The sequence below is a fragment of the Pseudomonas sp. FP603 genome (assembly GCF_030687415.1).
Lineage (GTDB): Bacteria > Pseudomonadota > Gammaproteobacteria > Pseudomonadales > Pseudomonadaceae > Aquipseudomonas > Aquipseudomonas wuhanensis.
This window is the reverse complement of the sequence record NZ_CP117431.1, coordinates 2,974,945-2,991,614: the sequence shown is the minus strand read 5'-3', so window position 1 is coordinate 2,991,614 and position 16,670 is coordinate 2,974,945. Positions and strand designations below refer to the sequence as shown.

Below are 16,670 nucleotides of genomic sequence, written 5' to 3'. Positions count from 1 at the left end.
GGTCATGGCCGAGCATGCGATGGAGTCCAAGCTCCGGCCAGCAGTGGAGCTGTACACCGTAGCGATCTGCATCGCCGCTGCGGTGCTGTGCGTGTACTCACCCTGGGCCGTGGCGCTGTCACCCGAGATCGGTTTGGTTGCAGCGCTGGCCTACGCCCTGTTCGGTCTGATCCGCCTGCGACAAGCCTGGGAGGTGCTGCGTTATCGGCGCAATATCCGCCGGCTGCCCCGCTACGAACTGACCAGCCGGCAGATTCCGGTCAGCCGCAAACGTCTGTTTATGGGGCGCGGCTTTCGCTGGACCCGTCTGCACACCCAGCGCTTGGTCGAGGCCCAGGATCCGGCTGTCGCTCACTATGTCGACCAACCGACCCGTTACCGCCTGGCCCGTGGACTCGAACGGCGCCTGGAACATGCACTGTTTCCGTTCTCGACCCTGGCGCGTGTCACGGCTTGGGACAGCGCCTTCAATCCGCTGCGCCCTTTGCCCCCTGTAGGCGGCTCACCATTGCTGCATGGGGTCGAGCCCGACGAAACGGAAGTCAGTCTGCCGCTGGGCGAACGGGTCGGACACACGCTGGTGTTGGGCACGACCCGTGTCGGCAAGACGCGACTCGCCGAGGTGTACATCACCCAGGACATTCATCGCATCGAACATGAGGTGGTCATCGTCTTCGATCCGAAGGGCGATGCCGACTTGCTCAAACGGATGTACGTTGAAGCCAAGCGGGCCGGTCGGGATAAGGAGTTCTATGTGTTCCATCTGGGCTGGCCAGAGATCTCCGCCCGCTACAACGCCGTGGGACGCTTCGGACGCATCTCGGAGGTGGCATCGCGCATCGCTGGGCAGCTCAGTGGTGAAGGTAACTCTGCAGCCTTCCGTGAGTTCGCCTGGCGCTTCGTCAACATCATTGCCCGGGCTTTGATTGAACTGGGCCGACGTCCGGACTACCTGCAGATTCAGCGACATGTGGTGAACATCGACGCACTGTTCATCGAGTACGCCCAGCAGTTCTTTGCCAAGACCGACCCAAAAGCGTGGGAAGTGATTGTCCAGCTTGAAGGCAAGCTCACCGAGAAGAACATTCCCCGGCATATGGTCGGGCGCGAAAAGCGTGTGGTGGCCATCGAGCAGTACCTGGCGGTGAAACGGGTATTTGATCCGGTACTGGACGGACTGCGTTCGGCGGTACGCTACGACCGTACTTACTTCGACAAAATCGTGGCTTCGCTACTGCCGCTGCTGGAGAAACTCACCACCGGCAAGACCGCCCAGTTACTGGCCCCCAACTACACTGATTTAGATGACCCGCGGCCAATCTTCGACTGGATGCAGATCATCCGAAAACGCGGCATCGTCTACGTCGGTCTGGATGCGCTGACCGACGCCGAGGTGGCCGCCGCTGTGGGCAACTCCATGTTCGCCGACTTGGTCTCGGTCGCCGGACACATCTACAAACACGGCATCGACCATGGCCTGCCCCAATCGGGCAACAACAGTGACAAGTTGCCGATCAACCTGCACGCCGATGAGTTCAACGAGTTGATGGGCGATGAGTTCATTCCTTTGATCAACAAGGGTGGCGGTGCCGGCATCCAGGTAACGGCCTACACCCAGACCCTCAGCGATATCGAAGCGCGAATCGGCAACCGGGCCAAGGCCGGCCAGGTTATCGGCAACTTCAACACCTTGCAGATGCTCCGCGTGCGCGAGACCGCCACTGCTGAACTGCTCACTCAGCAGTTGCCCAAAGTTAACGTGCTGACCAAGACCCTGGTCTCCGGCGCCACCGACACCTCCGATCCTGAGGCCAACACGGACTTCACTTCGTCCTCCCAAGACCGCGTCAGCAGTACCAGTGTGCCGTTGATCGAACCGGCGCATATCGTCAGTCTGCCCAAGGGGCAAATGTTCTCCTTCCAGGCCGGCGGGCAGCTCTGGAAAGTCCGCATGCCCTTACCAAAACCCTCCAATGACGACGCCATGCCCAAGGACCTGCAGGAGCTCACCCAGAGAATGCGGGCCGCCTACAACGAGCAGGCGGGGCAGTGGTGGAGCGCCAGCGGTGGCGGCCCAACAACTAACTTCGATTTGGATCAGGTGGGGTAGCACGCCCCCGCTACAGATTTTGATTTAGCAGAAAACTATCCGGAAGGCGTCGTGACCACATCAACTCTGTAGCGCGCAATGGGGTGAACAATGGCGACTTCCACTCAGAACACGCCGCCACAGCCGATCCAGCATCCAGGATTGATCGTCTCGGCGATCAGTCTGGTCCTGCGCATCATCGGATTGCTAATCGCCTCGCTGCTGTTCTCGATCCTGATCGAGTTCGTCGGGCTGCTACTGTTTTGGGGCGATCAGGGTTGGCGGCACAGCCAAGCCATGTTGACGAACGAACTGGGCTGGCTGAGTGAGAATTTCAAATCTTCACTCATCATCCAACAACCCGGACACACGATTATCCAGTGGCTGGATTTTCTAAATCAGTGGCTGCTGGTCAAGACTGGCTTTGCGGATTTTGCCCAGCAGGCGCAGGTGTCGAGCCAGGGCAACGGCTTCTGGAGTTGGACCAATCAGCTATACGTGAGCATTGGGGATTTCGTGCTGGCAGCGGTGTATGTCACCTTCACCTTCGTGGTGCGCCTGACCATTCTGGTCCTAGCCACACCCTTGTTTCTGTTGGCCATGTTCACTGGTTTTGTAGATGGTTTGATGCGCCGTGACCTGCGCAAATTTGGCGCCGGGCGTGAGAGCAGTTTTGTCTATCACCGCGCCAAGCGCGCAGTGATACCACTGCTGATCGTGCCCTGGATCATTTACCTATCCCTGCCCTTTTCGCTCAACCCCATTGCTATTCTTTTGCCTTGTGCAGTACTGCTTGGAGCAGCAGTAGCGATCACATCGACGACGTTCAAAAAATATCTCTAAGTGCTTAGTTGAACTGTGTCCATCAGCATCGCAGACGCGAAAATGTACGCACTACTGCCTTGATCGCGCACTTCAGGGCTAGCTTGTGGTGTACCGGAGCGTTTTCGTCTCCGTCCGAACAGTATTCGGAGAGGCCTTATCACTATCTCTCTACGTTGTGGATCAGTCATTAAGCAGACCGGTGCTATCTTACAATCCGGTAATGTAACTGGGCGTTTGACCTAAATCACTGTCGGTTCGGGCAACCTCCTAGCCAATCACTACCAGCCATTGCGTTACTGAGCTGGGATGAACGAGTTCAGCATTCTCAGCAGCAAGAAATCATCCGGTGCGTCCATGAGTAGTTCACCATCATCCGCTACTGTTACTTCGCAAAGACGCGGATGGCTCAAGAAGCCTCGCGGTATCGGGTATTTGGCAAATGGGTTATGAAGCACAAACAGCCCATCCATTAGATGCTCGCTGTAGTCACGCTTTAACGCGGCGCGCACTGCCGGAATGAGCTCTCCTGGATTGGGGTGGAGGGTTGTGTAGGCAGTCATTGCACCTGGGTTGTCGGCCAGAGCCCGAACCTTTCCCCATGTAGCCAGGCTGCTGTAGACAACTGCCGACACCTCTGGATAGCTGTCATCACAGAACAGGCCCACCTCGATGTTGGTATTTTCATTCTTGGGAGCTGCCGAGACGTTGTAAGACGGGACGTGCGTATCGGTTGCCGTTGTTGCCGCCTCATCATGGTAGAGGCCGTAGAGTGCCGCCAGGATCGGACGCCCGGCGGCAAAGTGTGCGTGTGGCCTATCAAATGAAGCAATGCCAATGACGACCGGCTTGTCTTGGACATGAGCGAGCTTCGAGTACTGGTCCCTGTATTTCTTCACTTTCTTGTCGAAGCTATTGCAGATGCGCAGCGTGGACTCGATGTTAAACGCCGTGAAGTCAGCAGGTGGTTTGACGTGTGAGAACCCATATGCAGGTTGTCCACCAGCAGGCGGATTCGCGATTGTCGCTTCAAGGCAAAACGGAATCGGCCCGCCAACTAGGAAGTCGGGCGCATGGTGCCGCAGATCGATGGAGAGGCCCCATACCTTCAAAGCCGCATGCAGATACAGTTCCCAAAATGAGGACTCAAAGGTCTTTTGGAATTCTTTGACGAATTTTCCATCCCGGTCCTCGAAGCCTTCGGCCCATTGATTAAGCACTTCACGTTCCGGTCCATACGGCTCTCGCAGCATCATCTGAAAAATCGGATGCTGTTGGTCTTCGGCCGTCAATTGGTTGAACAAATCAATGGGCATGCTGTGTTTCTCCACTTGTTTGACTGATAATTGACAATCCATTTTAGCTTTTCAAAAAAAGCCCGGTTCAGAGCTGAAGAGCGTGATCTGTGTGAAGTCTGCCCCTGGGAATGAGCCGGGAGGAGTCGATTGTGACGATATCGTCACCAACTAAGCTCATTGAGACTGAAGTTCCCTAAAGCCTCAACAACTCCCTGCCCAAGGTCGAAGGGCCATATTAGCTGCAATGCAAGCATCCTCAGTCCTTCCCCAAAAAAAGCGATTTATCAGACCTCAGGTTTCTTACAGAATTATTTGATCTCTAACTTGATTCTGTTCCCTGATCCATATGGGCCAGCATCATGCCAACTACCGTCTTTCGCTGCTTGTTACTGTTCTCGCTTGCTATCGTCGATGGCAGCAGTTATGCCGCATCTGCTCATGAGCAGGAACAGCTCAGCCTAGTCCAGCAGCAACTCGACACTATCGAACGCCTAGCGGCACGAGCTGAGACAACCAACAGGTCTGAACCCGACGAACGCTATCGCTTCGACTATCCCCGGCTGACTCAGGACATCCAGCGCATCCGCCACGGAGTACAGGACTACCTTTCCCCTTCCCGCGCTCAGCCCCGCGACCCCATTGAATTGGTTGGCGATTACCGCCTTGACACTCCGTCCGTGGAGCCGTCGCCATGAGCATGACTGACGCTCAGAACTCAGCGTTCCAAAACGCATCCGGTTTCTCACCGCAGAGCAGTTCGACGCTGTGGCTGTCCATGGCTCTCGTTCTGGCTTTGCTGTGGTGTGCCTGGGTGATGTGGACGGCTTACCGGGGTTGGGCGGCTGGCAGTGTGCGTTTCGGAGCCTTCGGCGGCAGTGCCGTGCGCGTTTTGCTCGCCCTGCTCGTCCTGATGTTCTTCACCTTGTCCTAATCCAGGAGATCGCCGCCATGCTCAAGTATTTTGCCCCCCTGAAAAACAACCTGCGCGATCGTGCCAGCCAGCGCCTGATCGGTCTGCTGCTGGTGCTCGGTCCAAGTCTCGCTTTTGCCGAGCTCCCCACTATGGAAGCGCCTTCTCGTGGTGAAGGTTCCGGGTTGATCGAGACGATCAAAAACTACGCCTACGACGGCGGCATCCTGCTCGGTCTGCTGATCGCCCTACTCGCCTTTCTCGGTGTGGCCTGGCATTCGCTGACCGTCTACGCCGACGTGCAGAACCAGCGCAAGACCTGGAAGGACCTCGGCGCCGTGGTCGGCATCGGCGCCTTGTTGGTGGTGATCATCATCTGGTTCCTGACTAAGGCCGCAGCGATTCTGTGAGGTCGACATGAACGACACGATTGAACGCCTTGCTGACGGCACCTTGATCTTTCTGCCAGAAAGACTCAATCGTGATCCTGCCGTATTGCGTGGGTTGACCAACGATGAAATGTGGATAGCGCTAGGTAGCGGCGCACTCATCGGCCTGGTGCTGGGTGTTCCTCTGGCGATTGCCATTGCCTCCATTGCCGTGGCTCCAACCAGCATGATCGCAGGCATGGCGATGGTGCTATTTGCCAGTGGCACACTACTGCGCCGGGCCAAACGGGCCCGCCCCGAGACTTGGTTGTACCGCAAGCTCGAATGGATATTGGCCAGCCGTTGGCGCCTGGGCCGTGGAAGTTTGATCCTCCACTCCGGCGTCTGGACGATTCGCCGCTCGCGTCGATTACGCCCTGCCCAGTCCCGGAGGCAGCCATGAGCCGATTTCGGAACAAAGTCGATGCCCAACAGGCTCATATCCTCAGCCTGCGCCTGGCTGTAGTGATCCTCGCCCTGGTGTGTGCTGGACTTTGGTATGGCTGGCGCTCGGCACCGACTGATCTGACCGTGCATGTGCCCCCGGACCTGCGCTCGGGTAGCACGCGCAAGTGGTGGGATATCCCCTCAGAGAATGTCTATGCCTTTGCCCTGTACATCTTTGGCCAGCTCAACCGCTGGCCGTCGGATGGCGAGCAGGACTATCGCCGCGCCATCTATGGCTTGCAGTCCTACCTGACACCCGCATGCAAGGCATTCCTCGACGGCGACTACGAGTACCGCAAGGCCGCTGGAGAACTGCGCCAGCGGGTGCGTGGCGTCTACGAAATTCTGGGCCGAGGCTATAGCGAAGATCCGGAACTCAGGGTCAAGCAACTCGATCGCGACAGCTGGCTGGTCACCCTCGACCTCAACGCCGATGAGTATTACGCCGCCGAACCGGTGAAACGGGTGGTGGTGCGTTATCCATTACGCGTGGTGCGTTTTGATCTGGACCCCGAACGCAATAAGTGGGGGCTGGCACTGGACTGTTATCAGGGCACGCCGCAAAAAATCGCTCTGCCTGGAGGTGAGCCATGACGCAGATTTCTGCCCTGGGGCTCACCATCGCACTGATGCTATCGGGAGTTGCAGCGCAGGCCGTCGAGTTGATGCGCTGGGAACGCCTCCCTCTCGCCGTCCCGCTGGTGATCAATCAGGAGCGGGTGGTCTTTATCGATGAGAATGTTCGAGTCGGCCTGCCCTCAACTCTGACAGGCAAACTGCGTGTGCAATCAACCGGTGGCACGCTGTATCTGCGCGCGTCGGAAGCCATTGCCCCGACCCGCCTGCAACTGCAATCGGTCGCGACGGGCGAGATCATCCTGCTGGATATCGCGGCCACGCCTGGTGATCAACCGCTGGAGCCCGTGCGTATTCTCAAGAATGCTCCGGTGCAGGCTACCGGGACGGAATCTAGCACTGTGCCTATTTCAGAACGCACGCCGATCCCAGTCGCTTTGACGCGCTACGCCGCGCAAAGCCTGTACGCACCGCTACGCACCGTGGAGTCTCTGCCGGGCGTACGCCGCGTCCCGCTCAAGCTACGCGGCGAACTGCCAACCCTGCTACCGACCGAAAACGTGTCCAGTACCCCCATCGCCGCCTGGCGGCTCGGTGATTACTGGGTGACGGCGGTGAAGTTACGCAATCGTGGTTCAGAGACGGTGCAACTCGATCCACGTCGACTTCAGGCCAAGCTGTTCGCCGCGGCTTTCCAGCATGCTTTCCTCGGGCCGGTCGGCAGCGCAGAAGACACCACGATCGCCTACCTCGTCACCCGCGGTGCCGGCCTCGAACACGCCGCGCTGCTTCCGCCCGTTGCGCGAGGTGCAGGCGATGAAGGCTAACGCATTGCTAAAATGGCTGGTACCGGCTGCGCTGCTGGGCGTGGTGTTGATTATCCTGAAAACTTGGGTCGCGGATGGCAGCAGATCCTCTCCAGAGAAGTCGGTTGATCAAGGCAATCTTCAGTTATCCGCCGAGCAAGCCAAGTCGCTCGGTATCGCGGGCGACACCCCACGCGATACGGTCGCCACCCTGATCGGGCAGGTGAAGGCCATGCGCAACGACATGCTCGGTTTGAAGAAACACAACGATTCGCTGCAGACGGAGAACAACCGCCTGCGCGAGCGGGAAAACAGCGTTGATTCGCGTATCCAGACGGCGCTTGGCAGCGTGACTCAACAGGTCGACGAAGGTCGCCGACAAGCCAACGAGGCTCGACTCAAAGCGGAACAAGACAGTCGCCAGGCCCGTGGTCTGCTGACGCAATTGCAGGAGCAGCTGTCGGGGCTGACCGGCAAAGGCAAGGATATGCCGATCGGACTGGGGCTTGAGCCGGGCGACGGTGCTCAGTTCGAAGGGCAGCATTCTGCTAATGATGCACTGCGGTGGATTGAGCCCTCGGATGCTCTGTCCACCGCCCCCCAGGGCAAAACCAAGACCGCGTCTGCCCTGAGTCTGCCTACTGCCTTCAACTCACTGGAGGGTTTGAAGGACAATGCCATCGACCGCAGCCAGAAGCAGTTGCACGAGGTCACCAAGGGTGAACGTGACCTGACACGCTCCGCTGATCGTACCGAAGGCGCGAAGCCGGTCTACACCATTCCCGAAAACGCAACATTGATGGGTTCGGTCGCCATGACCGCGCTGATCGGCCGAGTCCCAGTCGACGGTACCGTGAATGATCCCTACCCCTTCAAAGTGCTGGTGGGCCCCGCGAACCTAACCGCAAATGGCATCGATCTGCCGGACATAGCGGGGGCCGTTATAAGCGGCACGGCGTCCGGTGACTGGACCCTGTCTTGCGTACGCGGACAGGTCGAGTCAATCACCTTTGTGTTTACCGATGGCACCATCCGCACGGTGCCTCAGCCAAAGGCAGTAGCCAGCCGCAACGCCTCCACCGCCCAGAGTTCGAACACCGACAAGATTCGTGGCGGACTTGGTTACCTGTCCGATCCGTATGGCATTCCTTGCATTGCCGGTGAGCGCCGCTCAAACGCTCAACAGTACCTCGGCAGCCAGAGCTTGATCACTGCCGCCGGCGCCGGTGTCGCCGCCTTACTCGGGGACGAGCAGAACAATAGCAGCGTGATCAGTTCGGGCGGCAGTACGCTCGGGATCGCCAGCAGCAGTGGCAACAGCGCGCTGAATTCAATTCTCAGTGGTGGCGTCAGCGACATTCGCGAGTGGATCAACAAATTGTATGGCGAGACCTTTGCCGCCGTGTACGTGCCACCGGCGGCACAGGTCGCACTGCACCTCGACCATGAGATCACCATCGACTACGAGCCGAAGGGCCGGAGCGTTCGCCATGAAAAAGACCAAGCCTCTCTGCCTGACCTGGATTAGTTTGCTCTGCTGGGTCCTGGCGGGGTGTTCCACCGACAAGGAGACGCTGCTGCCCCATAGCGAGCAAACCATGCTGGACATCTGGAACGGTGCTGGTTCGCAAGGCACTCAGCAGCAACTGCTGGATGCTCGGCACCAGTTACGCCGTCCGCTGGGCCAGGCAGATTCCTCCGTTGTTCTCCAGGAGCCGTACACGCGCACAGCGGCGAACGAGATCCGCAACCTGTTCCCGCGCCTGCCCAATCCCGATCTGGTGCTGTACGTGTATCCGCATCTGAGCGGTACCGAGCAGGCACCGATTCCGGGTTACTCGACCGTCTTTCCGTTCTACCAACGGGTGCAATACGCACTGCCCGGTGAACGACAGGAAGACCTGTAGTGCGTGCCGGTGATCCGAGCAATCGCACTTCGGCGTGGAAAGCCTGGCGCCACCCGTTGCGCCCTCGCGCAACCTTAGCCGATGAAGCTGCACTCTATGCGCACAACCCGAGCTTCACCGACTACTTGCCTTGGGTCGAATATCTGGAGACCGAGCAGTGTTTTCTACTCGATGACAATCGCTCGGTAGGCGCGGTGTTCGAGTTACTGCCCATCGGCACCGAAGGACGCGAACCCGATTGGCTGATGGCGGCCCGCGATGCCCTCGAGGATGCCCTGCAAGATAGTTTTGATGAACTGGATCAAGCGCCGTGGGTGGCGCAGTTTTTCTGCCAGGACGACAACGACTTAACCCTCTACCTGACCCAGCTCACCGATTATATTCAGGACTGCGCGCGAGGCACGGTCTTCACCGAAGCGTACCTGGAACTCACTCGCAGCCATCTGAAGTCCATCGCCAAACCGGGAGGGCTATTCGAGGACAAGACAGTCACACGCCTGCCTTGGCGGGGCAACAACCGCCGGGTGCGCCTGGTGGTATATCGTTGGCTCGAGTCCGATGCTGCGGAGATGGGACTTATCCCGATGCAAGCCCTGCAACAGGCCTGCGAACGCATTACGGTTTCGTTGCAAGCGTGTGGGGTACAGTCGACGCGAGTCGATGGCCGAGGTTTGTATGCCTGGCTGCTGCCTTGGTTCAATCCAGCCCCCAAGCTCACCGATGAATCGCCCGAAGATTTCTACCACCGCGTTGTCTATCCGGAATCGGGCAATGGTGAGTCGCTGGAGCTAGCCTTCGATCACCACTTTGCAGAACGATTGTTCTTCAACGAACCGCGTTCGGATGTGCAGCGCGGACTCTGGTTTTTCGATGGTCAGCCCCATCGAGTCATGGTGGTGGACAAGCTGCGGCGGGCCCCCTTGATTGGCCAACTCACTGGCGAAACCCGCAAGGGCGACGCGGTGAATGCGCTATTCGACCAGTTGCCCGAAGGCACGGTGATGAGCCTGACCCTGGTGGTCAAGCCTCAGGACATTCTTGAGGAACAATTGAACCGCCTGGCCCGCAAAGCCATCGGTGAAAACCTGGCCTCGACCCAGACTCGCCAAGATGTTGAAGAAGCCCGCGCGATCATCTGTCGCCAGCACAAGCTGTACCGCGGCACCCTGGCGTTCTACGTGCGTGGTCACGACGAACAACAACTGCACCAGCGCTCGGTCAGCCTAGCTAACGCGCTGCTGGGCGCGGGACTGCAACCAGTACGTGAAGGCGACGAGGTTGCCGCCTGTAACAGCTATCTGCGTTGGTTACCAATGACCTACAACCCGGCCCGCGACACGCGCAACTGGTACACGCGCATGATATTTGTCCAGCACCTGGCGAACCTGGTTCCGGTGTGGGGCCGCAGTACCGGCACAGGCCACCCGGGCATCACCCTGTTCAATCGTGGTGGCTCGCCGTTGAGCTTTGATCCATTGTCACGCCTAGATCGGGCCATGAACGGCCATCTGCTGTTGTTCGGCCCGACCGGCGCCGGTAAGTCGGCCACCCTTGTCACCTTGCTGATGCAGGTCATGGCGGTGTACCGCCCTCGCCTGTTTATCGTCGAGGCCGGTAACTCATTCGGTTTGCAGGGCGACTACTTCGCAACCCAGGGTTTGTCGGTCAATAAGGTCCAATTGAAACCTGGCGCCTCGATCAGTCTCGCTCCGTTCGCCGATGCCTGGCGCCTGGTCGAGCAGCCGGATCAGGTGGCGAGTCTGTCGATCGATGAGCTGGACGATGAGGCGGTAGCCAGTCGCGAAGACCAGCGCGACGTTCTCGGCGAACTGGAAATCACCGCCCGCCTGATGATTACCGGCGGCGAGGCCAAGGAAGAGGTGCGCCTGAGTCGAGCCGATCGCAGCTTGATCCGCGAGTGCATCCTCGATGCCGCACAGATTTGTGTCGCAGCGAACCGCCAGGTGCTGACCCGCGACGTGCGCGACGCGTTGCTGCGTGTCGCCGCCGACCCGCACCTGCCAGAGAAACGTCGCGAGCGTGCCCAGGAAATGGGCGAGTCCATCGACCTCTTTTGCCAGGGTTTCGAGGGTGAATTGTTCGATCGCGAAGGCACACCTTGGCCCGAAAGCGATGTGACCATTGTCGATCTGGCCACCTACGCTCGCGAAGGCTACGAAGCTCAGATGTCCATCAGCTACATCAGCCTGATGAACACCGTGAATAACCTTGCCGAACGAGACCAGTACCTGGGCCGACCGATCATCATGGTCACCGACGAGGGCCATATCATCACCAAGAACCCGCTGCTGGCACCCTTCGTGGTCAAGGGCACGAAGATGTGGCGCAAGCTCGGCGCGTGGTTCTGGCTGGCGACGCAAAACCTTGCCGACTTCCCCACCGCCGCGCAGACCATGCTCAACATGATCGAATGGTGGATTTGCTTGAACATGCCGCCCGCGGAAATCGAAGAAATCGCACGGTTCAAGAAACTCACGCCGGCACAGAAAGCCTTGCTGCTCTCCGCCAGTAAGGAGCCGGGGAAATACACTGAGGGGGTCGTGCTCTCGAAGAAGCTCGAAACGCTGTTTCGAGCCGTGCCGCCCAGTCTTTATCTCGCCCTGGCCATGACGGAGCCTGAGGAAAAAGCCGAACGCTGGACACTGATGCAGAGCACCGGCTGCTCGGAATTGGAGGCGGCTTACCGGGTAGCTGAGCGGATCGATAGGATGCGAGGAATTAAGTGAAACGGAGCTGATCCTAGGTTTCGATCAACCCGGCAGTAAATCCTTGAACACCTTCTCCACGTAGGCCTGCATGAACCAGTCAGGAATCTCATCAGTCCTGAACTCAAGGTCGGTCCCGTCCGTTACTTCAGCGAGCAGCAGCAGATCAGCGCCGGAGTTATCAAAGATATAAGCCCGGTTCGAGGCTGCGATGGCCGCTGGTAATAGGTTCAGACAACGACCGTAGCGCTGGACAATTTTTTCCGTGGGAACTGGGTGCCCACCTGCCGCAACACGGTTCTTGACCCTATTGATATTGATATCCGGGTCTTCAGTGGCGACAAAATAGAGGTAGGTGCGATATCCCGACGCTCTTGCCTTGAGCATAAAAGCGATTTTGTCCTCGCTAGACATCACCGTTTCGAAGGTGAACGACAATTGGGCTTCGAGGAGCTTGTGCCGAATAAAATCAGAGAGCACGGAAGCAAAATAGGAATTCATTTCCACGATCTGAAAATTCAGGCCGTTGCCGCTGAAGTCTATTTTGGCCGCCTCTTCATCAAGCTGGGCCAACCGGATCAGGCGATGCGCCTTGATAAAACCGAGAACCTCATCACCTTCGGTTTCCAGCTGAAAATCGCTGAATTCCAGACGCCCGCCCTCTTTGGCGGCCTTTTCGATTTCATCCGGGTTGATATAGATGCCGATCAGGTGGGAAGGCACGGCACCCTTCATCGTGCTTTTGCCGGAACCGTTAGGACCGGCAAACATCCTCAGCCGAGGAACTGTCATGAGCAGCGACGCACCTTAATAATGCCGCCCAAGGTCACTTTATGCTTGGGCTTGGCCACTCGAATAACCTTGTGCTTACCATCGGCAGTCGTCTCAACGAGCATGCCGTCCATGACTTCCATCACGCTGCGTCCGGCCGCCAGCGCGTTGATATAGGCCGTATTGATGGCCCCTTCGGCCATGGCTGGGATTTTACCCTCCAGTCGGCTCACCAGATCATCACTCAACTCTTGGTCGGCTTTCATATCGAGCTCCACGTTCTCAGAGCGTGCAGAAATCTGCACTTACCAGAATCCTAGCTGCGTAGGTCTGTAACAGCACAATGCCACTTCTGTCAGACCTCCATTCTAGAGGAATGATGCCTGGAACCATACCTTCCAGTAAATTTTCCCGTGCAAGCCATGTCGTCAGGGTTGGAGCCGCACAGCTACGGTGAAACGCCTAGAAGCCGTTGCTGAATTCTCAATAAAAAACCTGCTTCGAAAGCATCCTGAGAGTCTCCTGCCGGACAAGTCTTACGTGCCTGCGCCAGCTCCCACCACAGCGGTACCTCACCAGGTGTATTAAGCCAGGCCTGAGCGCATTGCACACCACGCTCGATGATCGGGGCAAATTCGTTGCCCCATGGCGTCAGAAGACTCGGACAACCATCCGCCGCAGGAATGGAAACGTAATTTTCGGTCATAGACACCTTAGCTTTCGATTTATTTATTAATGCTCGGTCTGTTCTAAGCAGCATAGAAACAAAATTGACACTCGGCTTAAGCATCAAAAAAGCCCGAATCAGAGCCAATGTAGACTATATCCCGTGGATTGAGAGTCCCTCAAGGCGCAGTTTGCGCGCATGACTCAAGACTTTGAACAGCTCCGTCTGCAACTTGCGGAAAACATCCGTTCGATGCGACGCGTGAAGAACCTTACCCAGGAGCAATTGGCGCTCATGGCTGAGGTGGATCGTACCTACGTGAGTCAAATCGAACGAGGGGTAGGCAACCCGTCGTTATTGGTCCTCTGCAAACTCGCCAACATTTTCGAGATCAAAACGGATCAGTTGCTCATCGAGTCTGACGCGCTTGCTCGTACGCTGAGCGCTGAATGACCCTCTGCTGATCTAGAAGATCGTTATAAACCGACAATCCTGCGTTCGGCTTTCTCACTGACACCCCTCTCTCGATTATTGAACCTGTCCAGGCCATACACCCAGAGCCTGGATCATGTCTGCTGCCTGCCCGCACATTTCGCCACAGAAATTACATCCGTTGGTGCTGAGCATTCTGCTGGCATCCGGGTCAAGCGTAGCGCTGGATACCGGCAACATTACCGCCTCCGTACTTTCTCCAGACTGCCTCGAGTACCGAGTCGTCGGCATCTGCTTTTGGTTGCTCTGCACCCCCTTCGGCTGCACGGTTAAAACCTCAACCAAGGTTCGTCACTTCATTCCTGAGCTGGTGGTCTCGAGCTATGCCACCACCGGTGCCAATCCGTGGACCGAGATGGCCGCCCTATCCTCTCCTATCAGTGGGGCGGAAGGAGGCGGTAACCTGATCACGCCGAACACCCAGCGCGATAATCTGCCTCGTTTCAAAAACGTTGATGCCATCGGTCATCCAGGTGGCTGGGCCGCCACGCAACTTGCCTCCCAATCCGGCTACGCCTGCGCCAGCGGCGCCACTGCGTTCATGTCCTACTACTTCAGCACTTTGGACTCACTGGCCTGGCGTCATGGCATCCCTGAAAGTCTTTATCCCGAGTCACTTTTACCGGGAGTCCGTGAGATCGGTCGTCAGCTCGCGGGCAACATGTGGGGCAACGTCTATCCCCGGCAAGGATTTTTGGTGCAACCCGACGACTTCAAAGCCGCTGCGGTGATGGCGCAGCGAGCGGGTGACGTCATTACCCGCAATTGGCAACCGCACGTGTATGTCCCGCTCATACCCGTACCACGCGATGGTTATTGGCCGCCTGGCCCAATCGTTGAAAACGACGCTTCGACCCACAAATGGCAATTGCTCTCCCCTCTGGTTCAACCCACATGCGCCATCTTCCCCAGCGATCCGGTGCAGAGTGCGGATGGCGGCTACGCCTGGTCGCTGTGGCGTCCCTATAGCTGCTGCAAGCGAGAGGGACAGACCTTCCTGTTCAGCATCGACTTCGACGGTGGTGCTTCATGAATCGGCTTCTTACAGAACCATGGGTGTGCCCGATGAGTTTGTTGCTCTGCGGACTGCTCGCCGTGACCACGCATGCCCACGCCGCCGAGGAAGATTACCGTCTAGGCACTCAAGGCGAAGTACTCGACGACCGGGTGATGTACACCATCGGTGGCGGCTCGGCAGCGGGCTCGCCGAGCTCGCTCTATCGCCCCAACGGGCTCGGTGTCGGCGGATCCTGGCAGGCGAACATGATGTGCGGAAACATGAGCCTCACCAACACCTTGCAAAACCAGTTGAACGGCGTCACCGAAGGTTTCCAGCAGATCATGGGCAGCATCGTGCAGAACGCGACCCAAGCAGTCATGTCGCTGCCGGCGTTGATTATTCAGCGCGCCAATCCCGGTCTCTACGAGTTGCTCAGTAATGGGGTGCTGCAGGGGCGTATTGACTTCGACCGTTCCAAGCTGACCTGCCAGGCCATGGCCGAGAAGATGGCGGATAAGGTCGGTCAAGCCGGCTGGGGCGCATTGGCCAAGAACCAGGAGATGCAGGGCAACCTCGAACAAACCGGCGGTGATGCAGTGGCCGCGGTGAAAAACACCGAGGCCCGTAACGGCAATAATGGGGTGTCTTGGGTCGGCGGGCAGAAGGCTGGAGGTAGCGGACAAACACCCATCCGGGCAACCTCCGATGTGGTGCGCGCGGGCTACAACCTGCTGCATAACCGGTCCGTGGATGACAGCGCCTCGATCAGTAGCAGTGATTGCCTGGGCGGCGCTATTTGCCAGGCATGGACCTCACCCCAAGAGGAATCCGAATGGGCTGTTCGCGTGTTGGGCGAGACCGAAGTCGCGACCTGCGACACCTGCGAGACTCTGCGGGCTACCGCTGGCAGCGGACTGACGCCACTGATCCAGGAGGCCTACAGTGAACACCTCAAGGCCCTGCAAGGGCTATTGTCCGGTTCACTGTCGCCTACCCCAGACAATCTGGCCAAAGCCTCCAGCCCAATGCTGCCGGTGACCCGTGGTGTGATCGAAGCCCTGCGCGACGATCCTGATCAGGAACTCCTGGCGCGGCGCCTGGCCAGTGAGACGGCCCTGTCCAGCGTACTCAATAAGGCGCTCCTGCTACTGCGCACCCTGCTGGCAGGCAGTCACGAACCTAACATCGCTTCCGCTGAACCGGCCCAAACGGCCTTGAAGAAAAACATCGACACGCTGGAGCGTGAAATACGCCTACTGCAGACCGAGTTGCAGGTTCGACAAATGTTGGCTACCAACACCGCCAGTCTCGTGCTCGATCGGCATGCCGGAGGCGCCGATGCGTCGCGCACCGTCGAGCAAGGCGACCCCGAACCTGGCCGACTCAACGACGCTGACGCCAGGCGCAAGTGAGCCATGAAACGCTCACTGCTATTCACTTTGCTTGCAAGTCTAGGTATCGCCGCAGGGATGATCCTGACCGCCGCACTGATCGCGTGGATCGGCTGCACTGCGCTGGGCAGTTTCGGGGCCTGGCAGCAAGCCTTGGAATCGATACGGCCTTATCTGCGGTGGTGGCGTGTCCTGCTCTACGGCGTCCTCTTTGCACTCTGGTGGGACCTGCTGAGGCGCTACCGACATCGACCACAGGACCGATTGCGCGTGAAACGCGTCGGGACATTAGGGCTCTTGCTCTTTACCTGCGTCGAGCTCACTCGATTGTGAGGTCACC

Annotated in this window: 19 protein-coding genes; 15 read left to right on the top strand and 4 right to left on the bottom strand. The window is 58.2% G+C overall.

The window, feature by feature from the left end; all coding sequences use genetic code 11:
• Window positions 1-4 precede the first annotated feature (4 nt).
• Entirely contained in the window at window positions 5-2,110 is a 2,106-nt protein-coding gene (gene traD / locus PSH65_RS13980) for a type IV conjugative transfer system coupling protein TraD (protein ID WP_163854375.1), read from the top strand.
• 90 nt (window positions 2,111-2,200) lie between these two features.
• Entirely contained in the window at window positions 2,201-2,932 is a 732-nt protein-coding gene (locus tag PSH65_RS13975) for a TIGR03747 family integrating conjugative element membrane protein (protein ID WP_163854376.1), read from the top strand.
• 275 nt (window positions 2,933-3,207) lie between these two features.
• On the opposite strand, the gene PSH65_RS13970 is transcribed toward PSH65_RS13975, so the two are convergent.
• Window positions 3,208-4,227, bottom strand: a complete 1,020-nt coding sequence (locus PSH65_RS13970) for a glycosaminoglycan attachment site (protein WP_163854378.1) — start codon at window positions 4,225-4,227, stop codon at window positions 3,208-3,210.
• 341 nt (window positions 4,228-4,568) lie between these two features.
• Between PSH65_RS13970 and PSH65_RS13965 the strand changes: the two genes are divergently transcribed.
• Genes PSH65_RS13965 through PSH65_RS13925 form a run of 9 tightly spaced genes read left to right on the top strand, consistent with a single transcriptional unit; the run spans window position 4,569 to window position 12,030 of the window.
• Entirely contained in the window at window positions 4,569-4,904 is a 336-nt protein-coding gene (locus PSH65_RS13965) for an RAQPRD family integrative conjugative element protein (RefSeq protein ID WP_163854380.1), read from the top strand.
• Window positions 4,901-5,140 (top strand): TIGR03758 family integrating conjugative element protein, encoded by a 240-nt coding sequence (locus tag PSH65_RS13960; protein ID WP_163854383.1) that lies wholly within the window; start codon window positions 4,901-4,903, stop codon window positions 5,138-5,140. The genes PSH65_RS13965 and PSH65_RS13960 overlap by 4 nt, the downstream gene beginning before the upstream one ends.
• Window positions 5,141-5,157: 17 nt before the next feature.
• Window positions 5,158-5,529, top strand: a complete 372-nt coding sequence (locus tag PSH65_RS13955) for a TIGR03745 family integrating conjugative element membrane protein (RefSeq protein ID WP_163854384.1) — start codon at window positions 5,158-5,160, stop codon at window positions 5,527-5,529.
• A gap of 7 nt (window positions 5,530-5,536) precedes the next feature.
• Window positions 5,537-5,950 carry a TIGR03750 family conjugal transfer protein gene (locus PSH65_RS13950; RefSeq protein WP_163854386.1) on the top strand — a complete coding sequence of 138 codons (414 nt, stop codon included), beginning with the start codon at window positions 5,537-5,539 and terminating at the stop codon, window positions 5,948-5,950.
• Complete coding sequence (locus PSH65_RS13945) at window positions 5,947-6,588, top strand: PFL_4703 family integrating conjugative element protein (protein WP_163854388.1); 642 nt, start codon at window positions 5,947-5,949, stop codon at window positions 6,586-6,588. The genes PSH65_RS13950 and PSH65_RS13945 overlap by 4 nt, the downstream gene beginning before the upstream one ends.
• Complete coding sequence (locus PSH65_RS13940; RefSeq protein ID WP_163854390.1) at window positions 6,585-7,397, top strand: TIGR03749 family integrating conjugative element protein; 813 nt, start codon at window positions 6,585-6,587, stop codon at window positions 7,395-7,397. Before PSH65_RS13945 ends, PSH65_RS13940 begins: the two co-directional genes overlap by 4 nt.
• A complete protein-coding gene (locus tag PSH65_RS13935) occupies window positions 7,387-8,904 on the top strand; it encodes a TIGR03752 family integrating conjugative element protein (protein ID WP_163854391.1) in 1,518 nt (505 codons plus the stop codon). Before PSH65_RS13940 ends, PSH65_RS13935 begins: the two co-directional genes overlap by 11 nt.
• A complete protein-coding gene (locus PSH65_RS13930; protein ID WP_163854393.1) occupies window positions 8,867-9,283 on the top strand; it encodes a TIGR03751 family conjugal transfer lipoprotein in 417 nt (138 codons plus the stop codon). Before PSH65_RS13935 ends, PSH65_RS13930 begins: the two co-directional genes overlap by 38 nt.
• On the top strand, window positions 9,283-12,030 hold the full coding sequence (locus PSH65_RS13925; RefSeq protein WP_305426679.1) for a conjugative transfer ATPase: 2,748 nt from the start codon (window positions 9,283-9,285) through the stop codon (window positions 12,028-12,030). Before PSH65_RS13930 ends, PSH65_RS13925 begins: the two co-directional genes overlap by 1 nt.
• Before the next feature lie 24 nt (window positions 12,031-12,054).
• Here PSH65_RS13925 and PSH65_RS13920 read toward each other — a convergent pair whose 3' ends face one another.
• The 3 genes from PSH65_RS13920 to PSH65_RS13910 all read right to left on the bottom strand — a co-directional run bounded on the left by PSH65_RS13920 (window position 12,055) and on the right by PSH65_RS13910 (window position 13,486).
• Complete coding sequence (locus tag PSH65_RS13920) at window positions 12,055-12,801, bottom strand: zeta toxin family protein (RefSeq protein ID WP_163854397.1); 747 nt, start codon at window positions 12,799-12,801, stop codon at window positions 12,055-12,057.
• Complete coding sequence (locus PSH65_RS13915) at window positions 12,798-13,046, bottom strand: hypothetical protein (protein ID WP_039588682.1); 249 nt, start codon at window positions 13,044-13,046, stop codon at window positions 12,798-12,800. Before PSH65_RS13915 ends, PSH65_RS13920 begins: the two co-directional genes overlap by 4 nt.
• Window positions 13,047-13,228: 182 nt before the next feature.
• Complete coding sequence (locus PSH65_RS13910; RefSeq protein ID WP_163858857.1) at window positions 13,229-13,486, bottom strand: LasR-specific antiactivator QslA; 258 nt, start codon at window positions 13,484-13,486, stop codon at window positions 13,229-13,231.
• Between the two features lie 159 nt (window positions 13,487-13,645).
• Between PSH65_RS13910 and PSH65_RS13905 the strand changes: the two genes are divergently transcribed.
• The 4 genes from PSH65_RS13905 (at window position 13,646) to PSH65_RS13890 (ending at window position 16,663) form a co-directional block, all read left to right on the top strand.
• Entirely contained in the window at window positions 13,646-13,900 is a 255-nt protein-coding gene (locus PSH65_RS13905) for a helix-turn-helix domain-containing protein (RefSeq protein ID WP_027603217.1), read from the top strand.
• Between the two features lie 115 nt (window positions 13,901-14,015).
• A complete protein-coding gene (locus tag PSH65_RS13900; RefSeq protein WP_163854399.1) occupies window positions 14,016-14,972 on the top strand; it encodes a TIGR03756 family integrating conjugative element protein in 957 nt (318 codons plus the stop codon).
• Entirely contained in the window at window positions 14,969-16,351 is a 1,383-nt protein-coding gene (locus PSH65_RS13895; RefSeq protein WP_163854401.1) for an integrating conjugative element protein, read from the top strand. The genes PSH65_RS13900 and PSH65_RS13895 overlap by 4 nt, the downstream gene beginning before the upstream one ends.
• A gap of 3 nt (window positions 16,352-16,354) precedes the next feature.
• The gene (locus PSH65_RS13890; RefSeq protein ID WP_163854403.1) at window positions 16,355-16,663 is read left to right on the top strand and encodes a hypothetical protein; all 309 of its coding nucleotides are present in this window, start codon (window positions 16,355-16,357) and stop codon (window positions 16,661-16,663) included.
• The last annotated feature ends 7 nt before the right edge of the window (window positions 16,664-16,670 follow it).